Genomic DNA, 24,664 nt, shown 5'->3' on the forward strand with positions numbered 1-24,664 from the left:
CGAGTGCAGTTTTATTGGCAGCTGTGGCGCAACGCGGCGAGGATGGCCAGGCGCAGGGCGGAGACGGCCTCGGGGAAATCCTCCCGCGGGTGCGGGATGTCCACCGTCCATTCCTGCACAAGCCGGCCCGGCCGGCCGCCCATCAGCACGATGCGGTCGGCCACCAGGATGGCTTCGTCGATGTCGTGGGTGACCAGCAGCACCGCCGAATGCCAGCGGTGCACCACGTCCACCAGCAGCGCCTGCATCTCGGCGCGGGTGATCGCATCCAGCGCCGAGAACGGTTCGTCGGCGAACAGCAATTCCGGCTGGCGCGCCAGCGCACGGGCGAGCGCCGCGCGCTGGGCCATGCCGCCGGACAGCTGGGACGGATAGGCCGCCTCGCGGCCGGCCAAGCCCACCGCCTCGATGGCGGCGGACACGCGCTCGGCCAACTCGGCCTTGGCGGCCTTCGGCTGGTGGACAAAGTCGAGGCCGAAGCCGACGTTGCCGGCCAGATTCAGCCATGGCAACAGGCTCGGCTGCTGGAACACCAGGGCGCTGCGCGGATGGGGTTCGGCCAGCGCGTCGCCGAGGAAGCACACCTCCCCCGCCACGGGCTTTTCGAGGCCGGCCAGCACGCGCAGCAGCGTGGACTTGCCGCAGCCACTGCTGCCCAAGAGCGCGACGATCTCGCGTCGCCGCACCGTCAGCGATACGCCGTCGAAGATGGTGCCGACGCCGGCGTGGGCATAGGACAGGCCACGGCCTTCCAGCACCGCCGGCGCGAGGCCGGCTTCGGCGATTGCCGGTTCCGCCAGCGGGCTGTTCATGCGGCCCTCAAGGCGGCCTGGCGTTCCAGTTCGCCGTGCAGCTGGGTCAGGCTCGGCGTGACGACCGGCACAAAGGCGGCCTCCAGCCAACGCCGCGCGAAAGCGCCGGTGGTCGCCAGCAGGTAGGCGCGGCCGCCGGTGGCGTCCAGCTCCAGGTCGGCCGCCTCGCGGACGATGCCGGCCAGGCGGATGCGGATGTGGAATAGCGGTGCCGCCTGGGTGGCAAAGCGGCCGTCGGCGAGGCCGCTGCGCAGCGCGGCGATGGCGTCTACCAGATCGGTCTCGATGCGGTCGATGCGCGCCTGCAGGCCGGCCCGGGCGGCACTGCCGCTGGCCTTCGACGCCGCCAGGCTGGCCCGCGCCAGACCGATCGACATGCCGCACTGCAGGCTCAGGAAGGCCGGCCGCACCCGCGGCAGAAAAGCGCGCGCGTCAGCGGCGATCAGTTCGCCCGCCCCGGATGCCACGCCACGGATGTCGATGGCCGCGGTGTTGCTGCCGCGCAGGGCCAGCAGTTCGAGATCGTCACTGCGCACCGCGCCGGGCGTGTCGTGGAACAAGGCCACCACCGCCGGCGGCTGGCCGTCGGTCGGCTCCACCGCCGCTGCCACCACGTAGCCGCTGCGGCGCAGGTTGGTGACCCACGGCAGGCGGCCGTCGAGCGTCCAGCCATCGGCAGTCGGCGTGGCGGCGACGGACAGGCTTTCGATGCCGGACAGGTACTTCATGGCATTGGACAGGCCGGTCGCGCCGGCCAGCTCGCCGCTCAGCAAGACCGGCAGAACGCGTTCGCGCAGCACCGTGTTGTCGCTGTCGAGCAGGTAGCCGATGAAGCAGCGCTGGCCCCAGAAGACGAAGGCTGCGGTCAGCGAATGTTCGGCGACGCGGGCGATGGCCTCGACAGCGTCCCAGGTCGTGCCACCGCTGCCACCCAGTTCCACCGGCACACCGATGCGGAAGAAACCGGCGGCACCGAGCACTGGCACCACTTGGTCGGCGTGGCTCGCTTCCCGGTCGAGGGACGCCGCGTGGGCGGCCACCCAGGCCAGCGCGTCGTCCTGGTTGCGGATCGCCTGGGTCATGATTCCAGCGCTCCCGGGCGGTAGGCCTGCAGTTCAGGGTTGATGCCGGTGCCGGCCAGGTTGTTGGCGAAGTTGCACAAGGTCGCCAGGCTGACGCCGAGGATCACCTCGAGCACCTGCTGCTCGCCGAAGCCGGCGGCCAGGAAGTCGGCCAGTTCGCCCTTGCCCACGTTGCCGCGGGTCAGGATTACCGCGCGGGTGAAGGCCACCAACGCATCGAAACGGGCGTTGCCGGTGCTCGCCCGTTCCTGCAGCGCACGCACCAGGTCCCGTTCGAGGCCGGCCTTCTTGAGGGCGATGGCGGTGTGCCCTGCGACGCAGAAGTCGCAGCCATGCACGCTGGCGGCGGTGATCTGCACCACTTCGCGCTCGGCCAGGCTGAGGCTGCTACGGGCATTGATACCGGACACCGTGAGATAGGTTTCGAGGGCCGCCGGCGCGTTGGCCAGCACGCCGATCAGGTTGGGCAGGAAACCGTTGTTGGTGATCACCGTATCGATGAAGGCGCGGCTGCCCTCCGGTGCGGTAGCAGGGGTATGGACGGTCAGGCGGGTCATGGAAATCTCCACAGCATTGTTCGTGATGGACGCATTCTCCCCATTGGGCGGTCCGCCTTCTATGCACGAACGTCGCGGCTTTTTGCTCTTTCGTCTAACGGTGGGTGTGCGGCAGCGGATTGCGGCGGGCGCGCTGGAAGGCGCCGGGCTGCTCGCCGATCACTTTCTTGAAGGCCCGCGTGAAGGCAGCCTGAGAGTAGTAGCCGACGTGCTCGGCGGCACGCAGTACGCTGTCGCCGCTCTGCAGGCGGCGCGCGGCGATCTTCATGCGCACCTGAAGCAGGAACTGGGCTGGCGGTTGGCCGCTGGCCTCGACGAAGTGGCGGCAGAAGCTGGCCCGCGACATGCGCGCCACGCGGGCCATGTCCTCGATGGACCAGGGCTTGCCGGGCTCGCGCAGCAGGTCGTCGAGCAGCGGCGCGAACTCCGGCCGCCGCGCCACCGCCAGCAGGCCGGCGGCCACGTCGTCGCGGCGCGCCACCTCGCGGATCACGTAGAAGAACAGCAGCTCGGTGAGGCGTTCGATCAAGGGAGACGGCGCACCGTCGCACCGCTCCGCCTCGGCCAGGATCAGGTCGAACAGCGGCGCCACCGCCTTCAAGGCGGCGGAATCGGCGCGGATCAGCACATAGTCGGGAAAGGCGCTGCGGAACAGCTCGCCGAGCAGGCCGCGAAACTGGAAAAAGCCGCAGGCCAGCCCACAGGCACCGTCAAGAACCGGCGCCATCGGCTGCATGTCGCAGGGCTGGAAGGCCGGCCCCGCATCGGGTTCAGGCGTCAGGCAATGGGGAATGTCGCGCAGCAGGAAGACCCCTTCCCGCTCGCCGAGGGCGATCGGTGCCTGGCCTTCGAGGTGCAGGTAGGACTGGCCGCGCAGCACCAGGTGAAAGCTGGCCTGCTCCCGGCCGGCGGTGGACGCCCGCCACGGCCCGCAGTACTGGCCCACGTGGAAGACCGTGGCGTCCAGTTCGAGCCCGCTCACCAGCCAGTGGGCAAGACGATCGGTTTCGGTGCTCATGGGTGCGTTGTCCGGCGTGTAGTGGCCTCAAGTGTTGCGAAGCCCCGGCGGAAAACGAACCAATAAAAAGTGCTTTGCTTATTGCCGTGGGCGGGAATGCGGCACGCTCCACAAGCCCAGCAGCATCCCGCTCACCAGCGCTGCCGCCGACCAGGAGCCGAAGCCCAGCGACACCACCGCCGGGCCCGGGCAGTAGCCGGCCAGCCCCCAGCCCGCGCCGAACAACGCACTGCCGACGATCAGACGGGCATCGATGGCGCGCTTCGGCGGCAGGCACACCGGCAAGCCGGAAAACGTCGCGCCACGACGGCCAACGATCGCCACGCCGACGCGCGCCGCGGCGATGCCACCGACCATCACGAAGGCCAGCGACGGATCCCAGGCCCCGGAGATATCCAGAAAGCCCAGTACCTTGGCCGGATCGGTCATGCCCGACAGCAGCAGACCGACGCCGAACAGCAGGCCCGACAGCAGCGCACCGAGCCAGCCAACCACCCGGGCGCCGCTGGCCGGCACCGCAGTTGTAATGGTCGGCCCCTGCTTCAGTTGGGAAGTACTCATGCCGCCGCTCCGGCCAGCCCGTGACGAACGAGGAACACCACACCAATCGCGGTCCCCATGAACACCGCCACTGCAGCCAGTGAGCGTAGCGACAGGCGGGCCAGCCCGCACACCCCATGGCCACTGGTGCAGCCGTTGGCGAGGCGGGTACCGACCCCGACCAGCAAGCCGGCCAGCAGCAGGAGACGTGCATCCGGCGCGTCCGCCGGGGCGGGAACGCCCAGCCCTGGCGCGAAGAGATGCAGCACCAGCGGCGCCAGCAACAAGCCGGCCACAAAGACGAAACGCCAGGCCCGATCGCCCGGTGCCCGCAGCAAGCCGGCCAGGATGCCGCTGATCCCGGCAACGCGGCCATTTACCAATAACAGCGCTGTGGCGGCCAGCCCGATCAGGGCTCCGCCAGCCAGCGCAGACCAGGGCGTGAAGGCCTGCCAGGCGATACTCATCGGATACCTTTCGTTTGGTGAAGCCATCGGACCGGCTCACTCACCGTAGGGACACATTTACAGTGGGGGCGAATGAATTCGCCCCCACAGGATCGACCGCCGCAGGATCAATCCGCCCACAGGACAAGCCCCTTTCCAGGGCCAGTCCCGCACGGGATCAATCTCTGCCCCGCGCATCACAGTGCCCAGGAATACCCCACTGTCAGTACGTCCTGGCTCATGCGCAGATCCGCTTCGCCGCCACCGAAGCTGGCGGGAATGGAGCCGGAGCCGGACACCGTGGTCCTGGGCACCCGAGTATAGGCGACGCTCCACTCGCCGCCGGGGCCGCTCTTCAGGCTGGCACCGAGGCTGTAATGGTTACGCACCACGCCGGGGGCAAGGATGTTAACAAAAGTCTGGTTGGCGGACACCGCCTGCTGGTTGCGGCTCACACCGGCGCGCAGGGTCAGGCGCTCATCCACTTGGTAGATCGCGCCAAGCTTGACGGTGGACACATCGCGCCAGCCAAAGCCGGCGCCATTGTCGGCACCCAGTTGGCCGCCGCTGAACAGCACCGACAGCGGATTGCCCACCGCCTTCACGCTGCTGTACTCGATGCGCTGCCAGTCCGCCGCCAGCGTCAGCGCCGGCAAGGCCTGCCAGGCCACGCCCACGCCGTAGTTGGCGGGTACGTCGAAACCGCCACCGCCCTCGAACAGCCCCTTGTAGCGGCCGAGCTCACCCGTTTCGATGCGCGAAGACCAGCTCGCCCCGAGCTTGACAGTCGGCAGCACCTCGCCGATCCAGCCCAGTTTGATGCCGACACCGGTTGAGCTGTCATGACCGCGATCCGTCACCGAGCCCGGGTTGGACGAGGTCATCGGGTTGTCGAAAGCCCCCAGCCCACGGGCCGCGAAGCGCTGGTAGGCAAAAGTCACCGCGGCACCGATCGACTGGCTGGGCGTCAGCTTGTAGGCCACCGAGGGGGTGACGAACAGCTGGGACAGGTCGACACCGGCGCGACCGGTGGAGCCGAAGGCTCCGAAGGGATTGCGTCCGTAGTCGGTGTTCATGCCGCCATTGCCGTACACCGCCACGCCCCAGCCCAGGTTGGGCGACAACTGGCGGGCATAGCCGAATTCGGGAATCAGGAAGTTGCTGGTGTCGTTGCCGCTGAAATCACCATTGGCGCCGTATCCGTTACCGCGGATGGACGCGCCGCGGTCGGGACGGAACAGGGACACGCCGAGGTCGAGGCGGTCGCCGACCAGCGCCGTGCCCGCCGGGTTTGCCGCGGCGGCAAGGCCATCCTGCGGCAAGGCGATGGAAACGCCGGCGACGCCCTGGGCGCGCACGCCGTAACCATGGGCGAAATAGCCGTTGGTGGCCGATGCGGCAAAAGGCCACGCCGCGGCCGCCAGGCTGGCGGCCAGAAGAGTCTTGCGCAAGTTCATGTGTTTGTTTTTCTGTAGAGATGACTGGCGATCCACCTGCCCGTGAGGTTCAGGGGCGGCGGATTTCTGCTTTCTCGGAATGCTCGATCAGCGTCGAGGCACTGATGCCAAAGGCGGAAGCCACCTTGAGCACCGTGGCCAGCGACGGTACCGCGTTACCCCGTTCGACTTCTCCGGCATAGGAGCGGCTGAGGCCGGCCCGGTCGGCAAAGACCTCCTGGGACCAACCCCGCTCCTCCCGCAACTGGCGGACGGCCAGACCGAAGCGGCGGGTCAGCGCGGCCATGGGGCAGACCGCTCCTGGCCGGCAAGTGCATGCTGCAGGCCAGCCTGGGTGATGTGACTGCCTGGCGGCACGCTGTGGGTCAGCCACACGTTGCCACCGATGCTGGAACCTTCGCCGATGGTGATCCGGCCAAGGATGGTCGCACCGGCGTAGACCACCACGTCGTCCTCGAGCACCGGATGACGCGGCTGTCCCTTCTCGAGGCTGCCGTCGGCACCGACCGGGAAACGCTTGGCGCCGAGCGTTACCGCCTGGTACAGCCGGACCCGGTTGCCGATCACCGCCGTCTCGCCGATCACCACGCCGGTGCCGTGGTCGATGAAGAAGCTGTGGCCGATCTCGGCGCCCGGGTGGATGTCGATACCGGTGGCCGAGTGGGCCAGCTCGGCGACGATACGCGCAATCAGCGGCACGCCGAGGCTATACAGGCGATGGGCAATACGGTGGTGGATGACCGCCAGGATGCCCGGGTAGCACAACACCACCTCGTCCACGCTGCGGGCTGCCGGATCCCCGAGGAAAGCGGCCTCCACGTCGGTGTCGAGCAAAGCGCGGGTGGATGGCAGGGTTGCCACGAACTCGCGCACCACGTAGATGGCCTGACGCCGGATCGCCTGCTCGTCCACATCCCCATGACGGGCCTGGTAGGCCAGTTCAAGGCGGACCTGTTCGAGCAGCCCGTGAAGGGCGGCGTCCAGCGTATAGCCGACGTAGTAGTCCTCGCTCTCCTGGCGCAGGTCGGCCGGGCCGAGGCGCATCGGAAAGAGCGCCCCACACAACTGTCCGACCACCGTGGCCAGAGCCTCCCGGGATGGGAACTCGCGGCCGCCAGCCTCGCGGCTGCGGCCCTGGGCCTCACGCCAGCGGTCACGCACGGCCCGCAGGCCGGTGACCACCGCATTGAGATCCCAGTGCTCAGCCGCGACGGAGTCGGCGTGCGTGCTCACGGGCTCTCGCCAGTTCATGCCGGCAAGCCTGCAGCGTCGAAGACGCCTTCGAAGAGGACCGAACTCAGATACCGCTCGCCCGAATCCGGCAGGATCACGACGATGGTCTTGCCCTCGTTCTGCGGCAGCTTGGCCAGACGCACGGCTGCGGCCACGGCGGCGCCGCTGGAGATGCCGGACAGGATGCCCTCCTCGCGAGCCAGGCGGCGGGCGTAGTCCACCGCCTCCTCATTGCTGACCTGCTCCACCGCGTCCACCAGCGACAGATCGAGCACGCCCGGCACGAAACCGGCGCCAATGCCCTGGATCTTGTGCGGGCCGGGCTTGAGCGGTTCGCCGGCGCGGGCCTGGGTGAGGATCGGGCTGGCCGACGGCTCGACTGCCACCGACTGGATGGCCTTGCCGCGCCCCTGCTTGATGTAGCGGCTGACGCCGGTGATCGTGCCACCCGTACCGACGCCGGACACGAAGATATCCACCGCACCGTCGGTGTCGTCCCAGATCTCGGGGCCGGTGGTGGCTTCATGGATGGCCGGGTTGGCGGGGTTCTTGAACTGCTGCAGCAGCACGTACTTGTCCGGATCGGAGGCGGCGATTTCCTCAGCCTTGGCCACCGCCCCGCTCATGCCCTTGGGGCCTTCGGTCAGCACCAGCTTGGCGCCGTAGGCGGTAAGCAGCTTGCGACGCTCGATGCTCATCGTTTCAGGCATCGTCAGCGTCAGCGGGATGCCCTTGGCGGCGGCGACGAAGGCCAGCGCGATACCGGTATTGCCACTGGTCGGCTCGACCAACTCCTTGCCTGGGCCGAGCAGGCCACGCTTTTCGGCGTCTGCCACCAGTGCAGCACCGATGCGGCATTTCACCGAGTAGGCCGGGTTGCGGCCTTCGATCTTGGCCAGCACCGTGGCGGGCGCACCGTCAGTGATGCGATTGAGTTTGATCAGCGGGGTGTGGCCGATGGACTGTGCGTTGTCCGCGTACCATTTCGACATCAGAATCTCCTTGGATCAATCGGTTCAGGTAAGTGAATGTCTGTACTGCATTGCGGAGCACACTACGCCCACCGACTTGGGCAGCGAACCAACAATAATTCAGTTGGTTTGCAACTCAAATCGAATAAGCTTTTCATTATTCTGGATAAGCGGATTCAGTGGGACAGCTCGGTAAACACGTCCCAGTTGAAGCGGGTCCGGTGGCGCAGGCGGGCCAGCGCACCGCGTTTGCCGCGGTTGGTGACCTTGCCGTCGTCGATGCTGCCGAGCGGCAGACCGGTGTAGGAGTCGCGCAGCGCGTTGAGCAGCGCCAGGCCCTGGGGCCAGGGGCCATGCCCCGATTCGATGTTGATATGACCGGCCAGGCCGATGTCGATGAACAGGCTGCCCCAACAGTCAGCCCAGTGGGCGGTCTGTTCGATGCTCGCCCAAGGGTCGTCGCGGCTCGCCACGACCATGCTCGGCACGCCGATCGGCGAGGCCGGAATCCATTCGGCCAGCCCGCTTCTACAGGCTACGTCGCGCGGGTCGCGCAGGCCGAAGGCGGTGAAGCGGTCGGGCTCCGGCGGCGCCACCAGCAACAGGCCGGCCACCCTTTCCGGGCGATCCGCCGCCGCCACGACCGAGGCCAGACAGCCGTAGCTGTGGGCGACCAGCCACACCACGCCGGCAGCCTCGTCGATTTCGCGCCGCACTTCTGTGGCCCAGCGGGCCAGTACGGGTACATCCCAGTCGATGTGGCGCACCCGGCGCACATCGGGCAATTGTTCTTCCAGCCAGGTTTGCCAATGGCCTGCGCCGCTGTTGTTGAGTCCGGGAACGATCAGGGTGGTTTGCAGCACGCGAACGCTCCTGCAGAAGGCGGCCGTTTCGGCGCCTTGATGAAAAAAACGCCAGGCTTTGGGGGCCTGGCGCGGTTTCGGTGTATCCGGCCCAAGGGCCGGAATGCCCTCGCCTGTTACTTGACGCTGATCTGGTCGAACACGCCGCCATCGGCGAAGTGGGTCTTCTGGGCCTTGGCCCAGCCGCCAAAGACGTCGTCGATCTTGAACAGCTTGACCGGAGCGAACTGCTTGGCGTACTTCGCAGCCACCTTGGCATCGGTCGGACGGTAGTAGTTCTTGCCGGCGATGTCCTGGCCTTCCGGCGAGTACAGGTACTTCAGGTACTCTTCGGCGACCTTGCGGGTGCCACGCTTGTCGACGACCTTGTCGACCACGGAAACCGGGGGCTCAGCCAGGATGGAGAGGGACGGCGTCACGATGTCGAACTTGTCCGGACCCAATTCCTTGACGGCCAGGTAGGCTTCGTTTTCCCAAGCGATCAGCACGTCGCCGATGCCGCGCTCGGCGAAGGTGGTGGTCGAACCGCGGGCGCCGGAGTCCAGCACCTTCACGTTGCCGTAGATCTTCTTGACGAAGTCCTTGGCGGTGGCGTCGTTGCCGCCCGGCTGCTTGAGGGCATAACCCCAGGCGGCCAGGTAGTTCCAGCGGGCGCCGCCGGAGGTCTTCGGGTTCGGGGTGATCACTTCGATGCCGGGCTTGGCCAGATCATTCCAGTCCTTGATCTTCTTGGGGTTGCCCTTGCGGACCAGGAAGACGATGGTGGAGGTGTAGGGCGAGGCGTTGTGCGGCAGACGCTTCTGCCAGTCGGCCGGCAGCAGCTTGCCGTTTTCGTTGAGGGCGTCGATGTCGGCGGCCAGGGCCAGGGTCACCACGTCGGCTTCGAGGCCATCGATCACCGAACGGGCCTGCTTGCCGGAACCACCGTGGGAAGCCTTGACGGTCACGTCTTCCTTGGTCTTGGCCTTCCAGTACTTGGCGAAGGCGGCGTTGTAATCCTGATAGAGCTCGCGGGTCGGATCGTAGGAAACGTTCAGCAGCGTGACATCAGCCTGGGCCAGGCTGGAGAGACCGAGAACGAGAGCAAGAGACAACAGGGAACGGCGGGCAAAGCGCGATTTCATTGGACTTCCTATTGACTAACGATGGGTGAAACCGAGTCTAGAGACGAAGATTCGAATGACGAACCAAGAAAAATTCTTTTGCTTATTCCTGCCGCAGTGAATTCTTATTCAGATTTTCACTGCGGCGGAGGCGCGACGGGTGGGGCTCAGCGGGAGGCGCTGGCCTGGCCGATCGCGGTACGCAGATCGTTCAGGGTGACGACACGCGGACCGTGCAAGGCGGCGATCTGCTCCACATCCAGCTTGAGCTTCTGGATGTTGTCGTAGAGATTCACCGAGTACGGGTTCGGGCTGGCAGGGGGCGGTACGTTGGCTGCCGTCGGCGTGTAGGCATCAGCCTCGATGAGGATCTTCTCGGCCGGCAGATAGATCAGCGAGAAGGCATCGCTGTGGCCACTGCCCGCGATACTGTGGATCTCGATGCTGCGCTTGCCGTCGGTGAGCACGCGTTTGCCGTCCACGGCGGCGAACACGGCGCCCTTGCGGGACTTGGCCAGACCGTCGGGATTGATGCTGCGCGGCGCGGCCCAGGCCTTGCGGTAGTAGGCCACGTTGGCCGCCGGCGTGACGATGGTGGCGCCTTCGTTCACAAAGGTCCGCAGGCCGCCGGAGTGGTCAAAGTGGGCGTGGGTGTTGACGAGGTATTTGATCGGCTTGCCAGGAATCGCTTCCTTGACCTTGGCGATCACCGCCTGGGAACGCTCTTCGTTGAGGGGCGCCTCGACAACCACCACGTGGTCCTTCTGCTCGATGGCCACGCTGTGGTGGGTGCCGCCGGTCAGGTACAGCACGCCTTCAGCGAGCTTGGTCACGGTGACCGTCGGCGCGGCGGGCTTGGCGCTCGCTACTTCGGCCGGCACCGGCAGGTCGACGGCCGGATTAGCCTTCACATCGGTGATCTGCAGGTCGAGCACCGGATAACCGCCCTGGGTCCGCTCGATCTGGGACGGGAAGTACAGGCTGCCGAAGTTGCGATAACCGAAGAACTTGGTTTCGACGAGGGTATCGCCGAGCACCGGATTGTCGACCCAGGTACGCACCTTCACCACCTGGTTGGCGGCATTGATGATGCCGACGAAGCGGTAATGCCCGTTGACGGTAAAGCTCACCTCGGCCTCGCCGGCCTTGGTCGTGGTCTTGGCGTGGTTGGCCAGCGCGGCGCGCAGGAAGCCCTGCGGGGTAGACCAGATCTCGGCCAGGCGCTCGGCCAGCGCGGCCGGCTGCGGAGCGGGTGCCGGATTGGCAGCGTTAGCCGTCGGCAGGTTCCAGGCGTGGGCGCCGCTCACGTACTGGTCAACCTTTTGCTCGACGGGTGCCGGGCGCACTCGCCCCGGCTCGATGGTCTGGCTGCGGGTGATCTGCACCCGCGCGCTGGCGCTGTCGTAGTTGAAATCGGCGGCATAGCGACTCACGTCGAAACGCGGCCAGGCCAGCGTGGGATTCGGCGCCTGGCCGAACTGGAACCACTGGCCGGTCCCGGTCAGGGACAGGGAATGGGTGTCGGCCGCATTCAGGGCCTTGACGGCGCCCTCCAGGCTTTGCGCCGCCGCCGGCATGCTGGCGACGAAAGACAGGGCAGCGGTAAAACCGATGACGGGAAGTACGACTTTGCGCATGAAACCCCCTGAGCTGTGGCCCGCGGACGGAGCCTTATCGAGTGAATGATGTCCAGGCTTCGGCAAGAACCATACCCAGGCCCGGCACTCACCCCTGCACAGCACTGCTGGGGTTTGTTTTTTCAGGAGATTTACGCAAGCCCTGCAAGGTCGATGCAAGCCAGGGCAGGAAAGACTACGGGCTGCCGGATGTTTCGCATCCAGCAGCCCGTGGTGGAATTACAGCAGGCGATGGGGGAATCCGGGCAGCTGTGCCCGACCCCGGGAGTCAGATCTCGAACCAGCCCGGCAGCGCGCGACGGTAGCGACGGACCTCGACCAGCGTGGTCGGCACCAGGTCGGTAATGATCTGCCACAGGCGCTCACGGCCCTGACGAGGCGATCCGATGGCCGCGGTGTTCAGGCCTTCCCAGGCCCGCCAGTCGACGCGCTCCATTTCCTCCTTGTCGGACTCCGGCATGTCACGGGCACTGACGCGCATCACCTCCAGACACTCGAGGATCTTCTCGCGCAGGGCTGGCGATGCAAACAGGGACTCCCGGTCCCGCCCGGCGGCGCAACGGACGACTGCAACGCCTGCATCGTGCAGGTTTCCAAGCAGGGCACTGCGCAACACGGCATTGCCAACCTGGGGAGGCGTCGCCGCGCTCGCGCGGCGGGGAACGGGAGAATTGGTCATGTCGATCTTTCCTGTGAAACAGCCGGACCAGCCGGGGTCCGCATTCTCGTCCTAATGTATGTACGAAATATGACTCGGCGCACGACTGCTTGTAAGCAGGGAATGCACATCGCCGGAGTGGAATTCAGCCAGGAAACGCCGGACCGCCGGCTCGAAGCGCCCGGCGTCGATCAGGAAGCCGTCGTGACCATGCTCGGAATCGATGGCAATCAGGCTGGCCCGCGACAACTGGCTGACCAGGAACAGCTGATCCTCCGGCACATACAGCGCATCCGACGGCACCGAACCGACCAGCACCGGCTGGCGGATCTGCTCCAGAGCCGCCCGGCAACCACCCCGCCCGCGCCCCACATCATGGCTGTCCATCGCATCGAGGAGAACCCGATAGCTGTGGGCATCGAAGCGGCGGGTCAGGCTGTCGCCGTGATGGCGCACCCAGCCCTGCACGGCGAGGACATCCGGATCGGCAGCCCGCGCGCCGAAAATCTCGTCGGCACCGCTGCGCCCGAAGCGCCGGGTCAGGGAAGCCGGGCTGCGATAACCGACCATCGCCATCGCCCGTGCTGCAGCGAGCCCCGCTAGCGGGGGATCGGACGGATCGTAGTGGCCATCCCGGTACCTGGGATCGGCCGCCAATGCCAGGCGCTGGGCTTCGCTCCAGGCCACGCACCACGGTGAGTGGGCCGCCGAGGCGGCAATCGTCACCACCGCACCGACCCTGTGCGGATCGAGCAGGGCCCACTCCAGCGCCTGCAGACCGCCCATGGAACCACCGATCACGAAGCGGATGCGGCGGATACCGAGGGCGTCCGCCAGGGCGATCTGGGCCCGCACCTGATCGCGGATGGTCAGACGCGGGAAGCGTGCCCCCCACGGCCGACCGTCGGGTGCCGGCGTCGTCGGCCCGGTGCTGCCGTAGCAGCCGCCGAGCACGTTGCTGCAGACGATGAACTGGGTGCTCGGGTCGAGCGCCTTGCCCTTGCCGAACAGCGGTTCCCACCATTCGTCGGCGTCAGCCGAGCCAGTCAGGGCATGGCAGACGATCACCGCATTGTCGGCTCGCGCCGACAGCTGTCCCCAGGTCCGGAAGGCGATCTGCGCGCCTGGCAGGCTCTCGCCCGACTCCAGCGCAAAATCGCCGCCCATCTGAAACAGGCGGGTCTGATCGGAGAGCCGGAAATCGTTCATGCCGCTGCTTCCAGCCCGGCCCGGCGCAGGGCGTGGTCGAAGTCGGCCTTGATGTCCTCGATGTGCTCGATGCCCACCGACACGCGCACCAGATCCGGCCGCACGCCGGCGCTCTTCTGCTCGGCTTCCGACAGTTGCTGGTGGGTGGTAGACGCCGGATGGATCACCAGCGTCTTGGCATCGCCGACGTTGGCCAGGTGGCTGGCCAGCTCCACATTGTCGATGAAGGTCCGCGCGGCATTGGCGCCGCCCTTGATGCCGAAGTTGAGCACCGCACCGAAGCCGTTGCGCAGGTACTTCTTGGCCAGCTCATGGTAGGGGCTGTCTTCCAGGCCGTTGTATTCGACCCACGCCACCTGCGGATGGACCTTCAGCCAATGGGCCAGTTCGAGGGCATTCTCAAGGTGGCGCTGCACGCGCAGGGACAGGGTCTCGACGCCCTGCAGCAGCTGGAAAGCATTGAACGGCGACAGGCTCGGGCCGATGTCGCGCAGGCCTTCGACGCGGGCGCGGATCGCGAAGGCAATATTGCCGAAGGGACCGCCGCTGCCGAATACCTCCCAGAAGTTGAGGCCGTGGTAGCCCGGCGCCGGATCGGTGAACAGCGGGAACTTGCCGTTGCCCCAGTCGAACTTGCCGGAATCGACGATCACCCCGCCGATGGACGTGCCGTGGCCGCCGATCCACTTGGTCGCCGATTCCACGACGATGTCCGCGCCGTGGTCGATCGGACGGGCGATGTAGCCGCCGGCACCGAAGGTGTTGTCGACGATCAACGGGATACCCGCCTCATGGGCGATCTGCGCCAACGCCTCGAAATCCGGGATGTTGAAACGCGGATTACCGATGGTCTCCACATACAAGGCCTTGGTGTTGGCGTCGATGGCCCGGCGGAAGTCCTCGGGGTTGTCGCCCTCGACGAACTTCACGTTGATGCCGAGGCGCGGCAGCGTGACCTTGAACTGGTTGTAGGTGCCGCCATACACGTAGCTGGTGGATACGATGTTGTCACCGGCCTGGGCAATGGTGGTGATGGTCAGGAACTGGGCGGCCTGGCCGGAGCTGGTGGCCACCGCAGCGACGCCGCCTTCCAGCGCGGCGATGCGCTGCTCGAAGACGTCGGTGGTGGGGTTCATGATGCGAGTGTAGATGTTGCCGAACTCCTTCAGCGCGAACAGACGCGCGCCATGGTCGGCATCGTTGAAGGTGTAGGACGTGGTCTGATAGATCGGCACGGCACGGGCGTTGGTGCCCGGTGCGGGCTGCTGGCCGGCGTGGACCTGCAGGGTTTCGAAACGGTAGGCGGCTTTGCGGTCGGTCATGGAAGCGCTCCTTGGTCTGTCTGTATCGGTCTGTTGTCGTTTCGTATGCCGGGCTGCTCAGGCCCACACGCCGCTGCGGCGGTCTTCAACGCGCTTGGCCTTGTGGGTGGCACGCGGCAAGGTGTCGGGCGGCAGGATGTGCACCACCGCGCTGACGCCGGTGATGGACTTCAGCTGGCGCGCAAAGTGGCGGGCCAGGTCCTCATCGCTGCCAGCGAACGCAGCGCTGCGTTCCAGCTCGACGGTTAGGCGGTCCAGGTGGTTTTCCCGCTCGACGATCAGCCGGTATTCACCGGTGAGATCGTGCTCGCGCCGGGCGATGGCTTCCACGTCGCTGGGGAAGAGATTGGCGCCTTTGATAATCAGCATGTCGTCCAGGCGCCCATGCACGCGCTGCAGACGGATCGACGTACGACCGCAACCGCAGGGCTCGGACGTGAAGGACACGATGTCGCCGGTGCGGAAGCGAACCATCGGACGGGCGCTCTTCTTGAGCGTGGTCAGCACCAGCTCGCCGCGGCCGCCCTCTTCCACCGGCTCGTTGGTCTCCGGGTGCAGCACCTCGACGAGGATGTGGTCCTCCGCCCAGTGCAGGCCGTCCTTCTCCTCGCACATGCCGGCGCAGGAACCGAAGATATCCGACAGGCCGTAGTAGTCATATACCGAGGCTCCCCACAGGTCCTCGATACGCTGGCGGGTCTCGGGGATCGAGCCGCCGGGCTCGCCGGCCACGAAGATGCGCCGCACGGCGAGGTCCTTGCGCAGGTCGATGCCTTCCTTGATCGCCGTTTCACCCAGGTACCAGGCATAGGACGGTGTGGTCCAGATGGCGGTGACCTGGAATTGCCGCAGGATGGCCAGCAGGCGTTCGGACGGCACGGTGCCCGCGTGGATGGACAAGGCGCCAAGCTTCTGCGCGCCGAGCACACAGGGGCCGCCGACGAACAGGGAGAAGTTCAGGGAGTGGGCGTAGCGGTCTTCCGGACGCAGCCCGGAAGACCAGAACTGGCGCGCCTCATAGTCGATCCATTCTTCGAAGTCGGTGGCGCTGAAGGGCGAAGCCGTCGGGATGCCGGTCGACCCGCTGGAGGCGGAGATGTAAACAATGTCCCGCTCGGGCACCGCCACCAGGTCGCCGAAAGGCGGCACCGCCAGCTGACGTTCCCGCAGGGTCTGCTTGTTGATGAAAGGGAAACGGCGGATGTCGTCGAGGCTGCGCACCTCTTCCGGATGCACGCCGGCCGCATCGAAGCTGGCCCGGTAGAACGGGGAGTTGTAATAGGCGTGATGCAGGTGCTTCTGCAGGAGCTGCAGCTTCAGCGCATCCCAATCGGCGCGGGACTGGGTTTCGAGGGCTTCGTCCCAGAAGGGGCGATGGTTTTGGGCGGGCGCGGAGAGACGGGACATGATACAGACCAACGAAATACTCGAAAGTCCGACTCTAGTCTCCCCCTTCCGTGTGCCCAACCAAGCAATTCTTCTGAGCTTTGCAGCTCCATGCCGAATAACTTTTCGGGCGCACTGCCAAAATCGCCCTCTTCAGCCCTGCCAGGGCTGGGCTGGCGAACCGCTCCAGGCCGTATGGGGCGGCAGGGCCTCGCCCTTCATGACCAGGGTCAGCGGTCCGAGCCGCACGCCGTTGCCGATCCGGGTGTCGTAGAGCACCGTACCACGCACTCCGACCGTGACCTGGGCGCCGATGTCGATGCGGCCGATCTTCATGATGCGGTCTTCGAACAGGTGGGTCTGCGGCCCCGACCAGGCATTCAGTTCGGCGTGATCGCCGATCGTCACGCAATCGAACTCGGTGATGTCGGTGGTATCCATATAGACGCCGCGCCCCGTGCGCACGCCGATCAGGCGCAACACTACCGGCAGCATCGGCGTGCCGCGCAGGTACTCCAGAAAGTTGGGCACGGCAATGGACTCATAGACGCTGGTGACGGCCTCGCTGACCCACACGAAGGGTGTCCACATGGGCACGGCACGCGGGCGGTAGCGACCGATGAGCAGCCACTTGAGCAGCACCACCAGCAGGAAGCCGCCGATGCCGTAGCAGATCCCGGCCAGGCTCAGCTGCCAGGACAGTTTGAACCAGTTCTCGTCGGCGGCGGCAGGCATCGCGGCCAGCACGATCACGTAGCCGACACCGATGATCAGGGACAGGGGAATCAGGATGCGCGCCGCTTCGACGATGCCACGGCCGATACGTCGCCAGATGGACGGGCGGAAGGTCAGCGCATCGGGAAATCCGGCAATCGCCTCCCGGGACGGCAGCTCCAGGGCCGGCGAACCGATCCAGGTCTGACCCGACACCATTCTTGCAGAGTCCGGCGCCTTCGACTGCACGCCGAGCAGCACGCCGGGCGGCAGCGTGGTGCCGTCGGGCACGTAGGCACCATTGCCGACAAAGCTGCGCTGGCCGATCACCGTGTGATCCACCGACATCCAGCCGGCGTCGATCTTCTCGTCGCCGAGCATCACCGCATCGGCGATGAAGGCCTCGTCACCGAGGGTCAGCATGTCGGGCACGATCCCCATCGCAGTGGAAATCTCCGCGTCGCGGCCGATCTTGGCGCCGAGCAGGCGATACCACACTGGCGCGTAGATCGTCGCATAGACCCCATGCAGCACGTTGAGGCTCGCCACCTGGATCTGGTTGGCCAGCCATTTGCGGCAATACACATTGCCATGTACCGGCCAGGTACCCGGCAGCAGGCGCGGCAGCACCAGCCAGCGGATAGCAGCGGCAATCAGTGCGGTGCCGATGACCAGCACGCTACTGGCCGGCAGCGCCAGCACGGTATAGCGCAGCACGGCCCACAGATAGCCTTGGGCGCCGGCCACCGCCGGATCGAAGGCGCCATCATCGAGCGCATCGATCAGCACGAAGGTCGGGAAGATCGGCAGGAAGAACAGCAAGGCCGTCAGCGCGGCCCCCAACGCGAAGAAAGCGGCCTCCACCTGCCGCCGCAAAGCACTGACCGCTGGCCGGGCGGGTCTTTCATTCTCCGTCAGGTGACGCACGTAACGCGCCGGCGATCCGTCCCAGACCTCCCGCGCGCCAATCCGTCCGCCCCGCGGCAGGGCCGTCAGCCCTTCGAGACGGCCATAAGGTTCAATCGAGGTATCGTCCTCCAGCACCGCATAGGAGCCGACATTGCTTTCCGCTCCGATGACGACGGCCCCTACGGCCAACTCACCGCCTTCGACGCGCACATTCTCCAGGTTGACCTGGGAGCCGATGCTGGCCCCATCGCCGATGCTCAGCAAATGCGGCTGACGGATCGTCACCGAGCCGATCACCACGTCCCGCCCGATACGCGCCCCAAGGGCACGCAGGTAGACACAATAAAGAGAGGAACCGGACAACAGATAGGCTGGCGCAGTCTGCTGCAGACGATCGGCCAGCCACCAGCGGAAATAGGTCGCCCCCCACAGGGGATAGCGTCCGGGACCGATGCCGACCAGCAAGGTCCGGCTGCCGATCACCGCCACGCCGAAAGTGACGAGGTAGGTGCCAAGAAACACCAGCATCGACGCGCCCATCGCGCGCCACACACTGTCTCCCGGGTCGCCGGTGAAGAAGTGATAGGTGAAGAACGGCGCCAGCCAGTTGAGGATGTGCAGGCCGATCATGAACGGCAGCGTCACCGCCTGCGCGAGGCCGCACAGAAGGCGCCTCAGTGGCGGCACCTGCACGAAGGCGCGCGCAGTGGCCGCGGACTGTCGGCCGGCGCCCTCCTCCATCGCCGTCGCGATGTCTGACACCCGCCGGTGGCAATAAACGTCCCTCACGGTCATCCCTGTAAAACGCGGATCCGCACGCAGTGCGGAAACCAGCCGCGCAGCGAGCAGGGAGTGGCCACCGAGGTCGTTGAAGAAGTCACGGTCCCGGCGGATGGCCTGCCCCGGGAAGAACCGGGCCAGACCGGCAAACAACGCGACCTCGGCCTCCGAGGCCGGCTCGTCCGACTCGCTCGCTGCGGCCGGCACACTCATCGGCATGGCACGCAAGGCCTTGCGGTCGATCTTGCCCGAGGTCAGGCGGGGAATCGTCTCTATCAGTTCAAAATGGCTCGGCACCATGTAGGGCGGCAAGGTGTCGCGCAGGTGGGCGCGCAAGCCGGCCACGTCCAGCTGCCCGCTGTCGGCCGCCATGATGTAAGCGACCAGCTGTTCGAATTCGCCGACTGGCTTGAGTACCACCGCCGCCGTCGCATTGACGAGCCGGCGGGTCAGCGCGGCCTCGATCTCGCCCAGCTCGACGCGGAAGCCGCGCACCTTCACCTGGTCGTCGGCCCGCCCGAGACACTCCACCCGGCCTTCCCCGTCGATGCGCGCCAGGTCGCCGGTGCGGTACAGGCGCGCTTCGTGGGGTTGCTCAGCCCATGGATTGGCATGGAATTTCTCGCTGGTCAGCTCAGGCCTGCCCAGGTACCCATCGGCCACACCGGGACCAAAGATACACAGCTCACCGGTCTCCCCTGCAGGCAACAGCTTCATCGCGGCATCGACAACCAGCAGGCCATAGTTGGGCAGCGGCCGGCCGATCGTCACCGCCTCGCCCGGCTTTAACGCCGTGATGCTGGCCGACACCGTCGCCTCCGTCGGACCATAGGTGTTGAAAACCTGCCGCGATGGCGTCGCCCAGCGATCGGCCACCGACTGCGGGCAGGCCTCCCCGCCCAGATTGATGAGCCGCAAGCTGGGCACATCGCTGGCGAACAAGGCCAGCAACGTCGGCACCGCATGCAGCACGGTGATGCCGTGCTCCTCCAAGGCCTTTGGCAAGGCATCCGGATCGGCGGTGATCTCCTGCGGAGCAATCCACAGGCTGGCACCGACCAGGTAGGCGATCCAGATCTCTTCGAAGGACATATCGAAGGCGACCGAGAAGCCCTGGTAGATACGGTCGTCAGCCCGAATGCCGAGCACCTCGTTCTCACTGCGCAAGAAATGACAGATCGCCCGCTGGCTGATCGGTACGCCTTTCGGTATGCCCGTGGAACCGGAGGTGTAGATTACGTAGGCCGGATCATCCGGGCTCGCACCGCGTCTTCGATGCAGCGGCCGCCCCGCTTCACGCACCAGCGCATCGGGCGACCACACCGGACATCCGATGCCCGGCGCTTCCCGACGGGTGATCAGCCCTACCCCCTGCGCGTCCGTCAGACACACAGCGACCCGTTCGACAGGTGCATCGGCATCGAAGGGCAACCAGGCAGCGCCGGTCTTGGCGATGGCCAACTGGGCCACCAGAAGCTCCGCCCCCCTCGGCAACCACAAGCCGACAATGCCCCCCGGCCGCACGCCCGCCTGAATGAGGTTATGTGCCATCAGATCCGCACGCTCTTCCAGCACGCGGTAGGACAGGCATTCTGCCCCCCCGATCAGGGCTGGACGTTCGGGATGACGACGCGCCGTCGCCTCGAAAAGATCCGCGAGGGTTTCTTCAATGAGGAAATCCGGTCGGACAGGGCCTTTGACAATCATGGGAGATCAGCAGAGTCGGTCATTCCCCAACTGCGTTCTGGACCAGAACGCGGCAATGCGCAGCACGACCACTGCGGCAGCAACGGGGAGTCACGGGGTGTAGGTGTGGCGAACAGCGAAAGACCGGCTTCGACACAGGCTCATATCGGAGCCCCCTTGCGGCGGGCTGGCCGGACGGCCGCTCAAGCAGCAACCGGATTGGACAGCGAGAAGCGAGCGTCGATACCATCGCCAATAAACCGCATTTACCGATTACGGCAGTAAAAACGAAAATGGAGCAAAGCCGATTCTGACTTTGCTCCATTTTCGTGGCGACACGAATAAGATTGTTATTCGCATCTGAATTGGTGGTCGGGGAAAGAGGATTCGAACCTCCGGCCCCTGCGTCCCGAACGCAGTGCTCTACCAGGCTGAGCTATTCCCCGACTCTTTGCTGCTGAATTAGCACTGATCTGCCAATTCTCTAAAACAGAAAGTCGCACATTATATAGTGAATTTCGACTTTGTCAAATCTTTTTTGAAGATTTTTCGTACTGCATGTCGAACTTCAATATTTCCGTGCGACTGCGAACGAAGACAATTGTATCAATGATTCTTTGAAAATGGAAGAGGGAAGTTGATTAAGTGCATTAAGAGCAAGCTTCGCCTCTTCTTCAGCCACTTTACGGGTGGCTTCAATAGCACCGGATTCGCGAATGGCGCTCAGCACGACCGCGAAGTCATCCCGCCCACCTGTTTCGATGGCCTTCCGCACACAAGCCGCCTGCTCTGGCGTGCCGTGCTGCATGACGTGGATCAGCGGAAGGGTCGGCTTGCCCTCGGCGAGATCGTCGCCAATATGCTTGCCGGTATCCGCTTCTTCGCCGGAATAATCCAGTACGTCATCGATCAATTGGAAAGCCGTGCCGATATGCATGCCGAAGGCCGCAAGACTATCTTCGAGCTCCACGCCAACACCACCCAGAATGCCGCCGAGCCGAGCCGCCGCTTCGAATAGCTTGGCAGTCTTGTAGCGGATCACGCGCAGGTAATCTTCAATTTCGACATCTGCGTTGTGGCAATTGAGCAATTGCAGGACTTCACCTTCGGCAATCACGTTGGTGGCGTCTGCAAGAACACGCATCACCTTCATGTTGTCGGTGCCGACCATCATCTGGAATGCGCGGGAATAAAGAAAATCCCCGACCAGCACGGAAGCGGCATTGCCGAATAGGGCATTGGCCGTCTTGTTGCCGCGACGCAATTCGGACTCGTCGACCACATCGTCGTGCAGCAGCGTTGCCGTGTGAATGAATTCCACAACCGCAGCCAATTCACGATGATAGGTGCCCTGATAACCAGCGGCGCCAGCCGTAAACAAGACCATGGCCGGGCGTAGTCTCTTGCCGCCGCTACCGATGATGTACTCGGCCACCTGGCGAATAAGAACCACGTCGGAGTAAAGGCGATCCCTTATGACGGCATCAAGCGCCTTCATGTCTTCGGCGATCGGCGCGTAAAGCTGCGTGAGAGACAAGACCATGCCCAGAATAGGAAAAACGCGATGTTAGGGGCCGACCGCGATGGCGTCAAGCCGGGGCGATCAGGTAATGCACGATTCGGTCACAAGGCCGAACAAGCGATCAGGGCGGTCGGAAAACACACCGGCAACACCCCAGCGCAGGAAACGCCGGGCCTCCTCGAGCGTGTTGACCGTATAGACCATCACGGCCAGACCCGCCTCGCGCACAGCGACGACATCCTCCTCGGTCAGTCCATCCCGCGACAAGTTCAACGCCACACAGGACAGTTGCCGTGCGCAGGCCAGCGCAGCCGGCGTGTAACACGCCGCCAGCAAGGCCCTGGGCAAGCGGGGAACTTCGGCGACGGCAGCCTCGAGCGCCTCGGCAGAAAAGGACGACAGCAGAACCTGCCGGTCACCCGCGGCATCCATGGCGCGCAGGCTGTACCCTACGGCCTCGCCGGTCTGCCGTTCGAGGCCAACTGTCGGCTTGATCTCCACATTGGCCGCCAGGCCCAAGCGCCGGCATGCGTCGAGCGCGTCGGCAAACGCAGGTATCGTCTCGCCGGCAAAAGCCGGATGGAAGCGCTGTCCCACATCGACCCCCGACAATTCTGCGGCGCTCAGCTCCGCAACCCGGCCGGAGCGCCCGGCCGTCCGCTCCAGAGTTTCGTCGTGGATCAGGACCGGCTGTCCGTCCGCAGACAGCATCACGTCGAACTCGACCGCCCCGCATCCGAGCCGGGCAGCGATTTCCAGGCCGGCCAGGGTGTTCTCCGGCGCCAGCGCACCGCCGCAGCGGTGTGCCAGCAGCACGGGCCAGGCCCAGCCGGTCTTGATCACCGAGTCGGGCTCAGTCCAGCGCCCGCGACCGCGCCACCGCGGTGTCGAGAGCCAGCTTGGACGGCTTGCGATCATCCCAGACGGACTCCAGTTCCTCCTCGATGATGCGACGCACGGCAGCGCGTTGCGGATAGCTGCTCGCCCGGGAGACAGAAGTCACCGGCTTGTGCCCCAGCTGCTGCACACCGACGCGGATGGCCGCCAGATCGGTGGCCAACAGGCGGCTCTCGGACGCCAGTAGGCCAGCGCGATTGAGGGGCAGGTAACCGGCCGTACGCTGCCATTCCACCTGGCTCTCACTGCTCAGCCAGAAGTTGACGAAGCGCGCGATGGCCTTGTACTCGGCCGGCTTCTTGCCAGCCGCGATCCACATGGCCGGACCGTCCGCCAGGGTGTTCTGCGGCGCACCGTAATAGTCCTCGTGGTACGGCAGGGTCGCCACACCGACGTCGAAACCGGCCTGACGCTGCAGGGTCGGGAAAGCGGCGGAGGGCGCCGTGAGCACCGCGCACTCCCCCTTGGCGAAGCGCTCGGTGGCCTCGTCGTCGCGACCGAAGAGATGCAGGTAACGGGCCTTGACCCAGGAAGACAGCATGGCCACATGCTTGACCTCGAGCATGCCGTTGATGGCCAGACTGGCTTTCTTGCCTTCGGAGACGACCGGCTCGTTGTGCCAGGCGCTCATGTTCTCGACCAGGATCCAGGCCGGCTGGGCCGTGGTGTAAGGACAGGTGGCGCCATTTGCCACCAGTTGACCAAGGGTCTTCTGCAGGGCCTGCCAGGTCTTCGGGGCGTTATCCGGGTCGACACCGGCATCACGGAAGACCTGCTTGTTGTAGAACAGCACCGGGGTCGACAGAGCGACCGGCAGGGCGACCAGGCGATTGGCGCTGTCGAGCGGGGTCGGCGTCATCATGGCCGGGGCCTTCAGGGTCTCGAAACGCTCGCCGGCCTCCTTCATGACCTGATGGAGGGGACGGTAACGCGGAGCTCCGGTCAGGAAGCCCGGCAGATCCCGCTCACCGAGGATCATCATGTCCGGCAACGCACCGTCGTTCCAGCGGCGCTCACGCACCACCACCTTCACCGCCGGGTTGGTCGCGTTGTAGCGATCCACCAGCTTCTGCAGTTGCTCGCCCTTGTCGGCGCCCAGGCTATGCACCAGTTCGACTTCTTTCACCGCGACATCCGCTGGCGCGGCGCGGGATGCCTGGGGCTTGGCGGCCGGCTGCGACTTGGCTGCGGCCATGACCGGGGAGACGCACAAAGCGCCGAAAGCCGCCACCAGGGCGGAACGACTCAAGATATTCATTGGGAGGGGTCCATCGACAGGAAGACGCAAATCAGGGGTTGATTATAGTAAGAAGCGCCCCACTCTGCCGCCCGGATTCGTGACAAGACGTTCAAGTCCCGCACCAAAGGGCCGTTGACTGGGGCAATGCAACGCGATCAGCGAGCCATGACGACCCCTTCCTTGCGCCTCATGCTTTCGATTGTCAGCGCTGCCGCCCTCCTCGGTGGCTGCGAGCGCCTGGGCATTCCCGACCACGGCAAGGCCGAGGCTCAGACCGAAGCCGAAGGCAAAGCCGTCGGCAGCGCCTGCCGCCATGCCGGACGGGCTATCGAAGACTGCTTCACGCTCAACCCGAACGCGTCGAAGGCAGCGGTTTTTGCCGGCTGGAAGGAAATGAATGACTACATGGCGGAGAACAAGATCACCGAGGTGTCGCCGCAGCTTCCGCCGCCGCCTCCGCCCACTCCGCCCGGAACCAAGCCGGCAAAGGCCAAGCATGCCGACTCCGAGACCCAGGATGACGCCAAGAACGGCGAAGACGACAGCAAGGCAGATGCCGACTCCGCCACGGCAGACGAAACGCCGCGCAAGCGCCGCCGCGTCCGAGAATAAGAGTCGAAGC

The 24,664-nt window shown here is 65.6% G+C and carries 22 protein-coding genes and 1 tRNA gene; 1 reads left to right on the forward strand and 22 read right to left on the reverse strand.

The window, feature by feature from the left end; genetic code table 11:
* Positions 1-11: 11 nt before the first annotated feature.
* The 22 genes from B4920_RS08045 to B4920_RS08150 form a co-directional block, all read right to left on the reverse strand.
* On the reverse strand, positions 12-812 hold the full coding sequence (locus tag B4920_RS08045) for an ABC transporter ATP-binding protein (RefSeq protein ID WP_079434102.1): 801 nt from the start codon (positions 810-812) through the stop codon (positions 12-14).
* On the reverse strand, positions 809-1,894 hold the full coding sequence (locus B4920_RS08050; RefSeq protein ID WP_079434103.1) for an acyl-CoA dehydrogenase family protein: 1,086 nt from the start codon (positions 1,892-1,894) through the stop codon (positions 809-811). Before B4920_RS08050 ends, B4920_RS08045 begins: the two co-directional genes overlap by 4 nt.
* Positions 1,891-2,451, reverse strand: coding sequence for a carboxymuconolactone decarboxylase family protein (locus B4920_RS08055; protein ID WP_079434104.1), 561 nt, complete (start codon positions 2,449-2,451; stop codon positions 1,891-1,893). The genes B4920_RS08050 and B4920_RS08055 overlap by 4 nt, the downstream gene beginning before the upstream one ends.
* 94 nt (positions 2,452-2,545) lie before the next feature.
* Positions 2,546-3,469: an AraC family transcriptional regulator gene (locus tag B4920_RS08060; protein WP_079434105.1), complete on the reverse strand. Its 924-nt coding sequence runs from the start codon at positions 3,467-3,469 to the stop codon at positions 2,546-2,548.
* 78 nt (positions 3,470-3,547) lie between these two features.
* The gene (locus B4920_RS08065; RefSeq protein WP_216819807.1) at positions 3,548-4,030 is read right to left on the reverse strand and encodes a YeeE/YedE family protein; all 483 of its coding nucleotides are present in this window, start codon (positions 4,028-4,030) and stop codon (positions 3,548-3,550) included.
* Entirely contained in the window at positions 4,027-4,476 is a 450-nt protein-coding gene (locus tag B4920_RS08070; RefSeq protein ID WP_079434106.1) for a YeeE/YedE family protein, read from the reverse strand. The genes B4920_RS08065 and B4920_RS08070 overlap by 4 nt, the downstream gene beginning before the upstream one ends.
* Positions 4,477-4,652: 176 nt before the next feature.
* Positions 4,653-5,912 (reverse strand): OmpP1/FadL family transporter, encoded by a 1,260-nt coding sequence (locus B4920_RS08075; RefSeq protein ID WP_079434107.1) that lies wholly within the window; start codon positions 5,910-5,912, stop codon positions 4,653-4,655.
* A 49-nt stretch (positions 5,913-5,961) separates the two neighbouring features.
* On the reverse strand, positions 5,962-6,198 hold the full coding sequence (locus tag B4920_RS08080) for a helix-turn-helix domain-containing protein (protein WP_079434108.1): 237 nt from the start codon (positions 6,196-6,198) through the stop codon (positions 5,962-5,964).
* Positions 6,186-7,163 carry a serine O-acetyltransferase EpsC gene (gene epsC, locus B4920_RS08085; protein WP_079434109.1) on the reverse strand — a complete coding sequence of 326 codons (978 nt, stop codon included), beginning with the start codon at positions 7,161-7,163 and terminating at the stop codon, positions 6,186-6,188. Before epsC ends, B4920_RS08080 begins: the two co-directional genes overlap by 13 nt.
* Positions 7,160-8,137, reverse strand: coding sequence for a cysteine synthase A (cysK, locus tag B4920_RS08090; protein ID WP_079434110.1), 978 nt, complete (start codon positions 8,135-8,137; stop codon positions 7,160-7,162). Before cysK ends, epsC begins: the two co-directional genes overlap by 4 nt.
* 155 nt (positions 8,138-8,292) lie before the next feature.
* Positions 8,293-8,979, reverse strand: coding sequence for an alpha/beta hydrolase (locus tag B4920_RS08095; protein WP_079434111.1), 687 nt, complete (start codon positions 8,977-8,979; stop codon positions 8,293-8,295).
* 116 nt (positions 8,980-9,095) lie between these two features.
* Positions 9,096-10,103 (reverse strand): sulfate ABC transporter substrate-binding protein, encoded by a 1,008-nt coding sequence (locus B4920_RS08100; RefSeq protein ID WP_079434112.1) that lies wholly within the window; start codon positions 10,101-10,103, stop codon positions 9,096-9,098.
* Positions 10,104-10,249: 146 nt separating this feature from the next.
* Positions 10,250-11,719: an MBL fold metallo-hydrolase gene (locus tag B4920_RS08105; RefSeq protein ID WP_079434113.1), complete on the reverse strand. Its 1,470-nt coding sequence runs from the start codon at positions 11,717-11,719 to the stop codon at positions 10,250-10,252.
* 268 nt (positions 11,720-11,987) lie between these two features.
* Complete coding sequence (locus tag B4920_RS08110; protein WP_079434114.1) at positions 11,988-12,398, reverse strand: hypothetical protein; 411 nt, start codon at positions 12,396-12,398, stop codon at positions 11,988-11,990.
* Between the two features lie 51 nt (positions 12,399-12,449).
* The gene (gene metX, locus B4920_RS08115; protein ID WP_079434115.1) at positions 12,450-13,586 is read right to left on the reverse strand and encodes a homoserine O-acetyltransferase; all 1,137 of its coding nucleotides are present in this window, start codon (positions 13,584-13,586) and stop codon (positions 12,450-12,452) included.
* Positions 13,583-14,908, reverse strand: coding sequence for an O-acetylhomoserine aminocarboxypropyltransferase/cysteine synthase family protein (locus tag B4920_RS08120; protein ID WP_079434116.1), 1,326 nt, complete (start codon positions 14,906-14,908; stop codon positions 13,583-13,585). Before B4920_RS08120 ends, metX begins: the two co-directional genes overlap by 4 nt.
* A 57-nt stretch (positions 14,909-14,965) precedes the next feature.
* Complete coding sequence (locus B4920_RS08125; RefSeq protein ID WP_079434117.1) at positions 14,966-16,315, reverse strand: phenylacetate--CoA ligase family protein; 1,350 nt, start codon at positions 16,313-16,315, stop codon at positions 14,966-14,968.
* Between the two features lie 132 nt (positions 16,316-16,447).
* On the reverse strand, positions 16,448-20,404 hold the full coding sequence (locus B4920_RS08130) for a Pls/PosA family non-ribosomal peptide synthetase (RefSeq protein ID WP_079434118.1): 3,957 nt from the start codon (positions 20,402-20,404) through the stop codon (positions 16,448-16,450).
* Positions 20,405-20,752: 348 nt separating this feature from the next.
* Positions 20,753-20,829, reverse strand: a tRNA-Pro gene (locus tag B4920_RS08135).
* A 122-nt stretch (positions 20,830-20,951) separates the two neighbouring features.
* Positions 20,952-21,881 (reverse strand): polyprenyl synthetase family protein, encoded by a 930-nt coding sequence (locus B4920_RS08140; RefSeq protein WP_305847115.1) that lies wholly within the window; start codon positions 21,879-21,881, stop codon positions 20,952-20,954.
* Positions 21,882-21,986: 105 nt separating this feature from the next.
* Positions 21,987-22,823: a glycerophosphodiester phosphodiesterase gene (gene ugpQ / locus B4920_RS08145; protein ID WP_079434119.1), complete on the reverse strand. Its 837-nt coding sequence runs from the start codon at positions 22,821-22,823 to the stop codon at positions 21,987-21,989.
* Positions 22,759-24,060, reverse strand: coding sequence for an extracellular solute-binding protein (locus B4920_RS08150; RefSeq protein ID WP_079434120.1), 1,302 nt, complete (start codon positions 24,058-24,060; stop codon positions 22,759-22,761). The genes ugpQ and B4920_RS08150 overlap by 65 nt, the downstream gene beginning before the upstream one ends.
* Positions 24,061-24,207: 147 nt before the next feature.
* Between B4920_RS08150 and B4920_RS08155 the strand changes: the two genes are divergently transcribed.
* The gene (locus B4920_RS08155) at positions 24,208-24,654 is read left to right on the forward strand and encodes a hypothetical protein (RefSeq protein ID WP_254050874.1); all 447 of its coding nucleotides are present in this window, start codon (positions 24,208-24,210) and stop codon (positions 24,652-24,654) included.
* Positions 24,655-24,664 lie beyond the last annotated feature (10 nt).

It is taken from the genome of Zoogloea sp. LCSB751 (assembly GCF_002028455.1).
Classification (GTDB): domain Bacteria; phylum Pseudomonadota; class Gammaproteobacteria; order Burkholderiales; family Rhodocyclaceae; genus Zoogloea.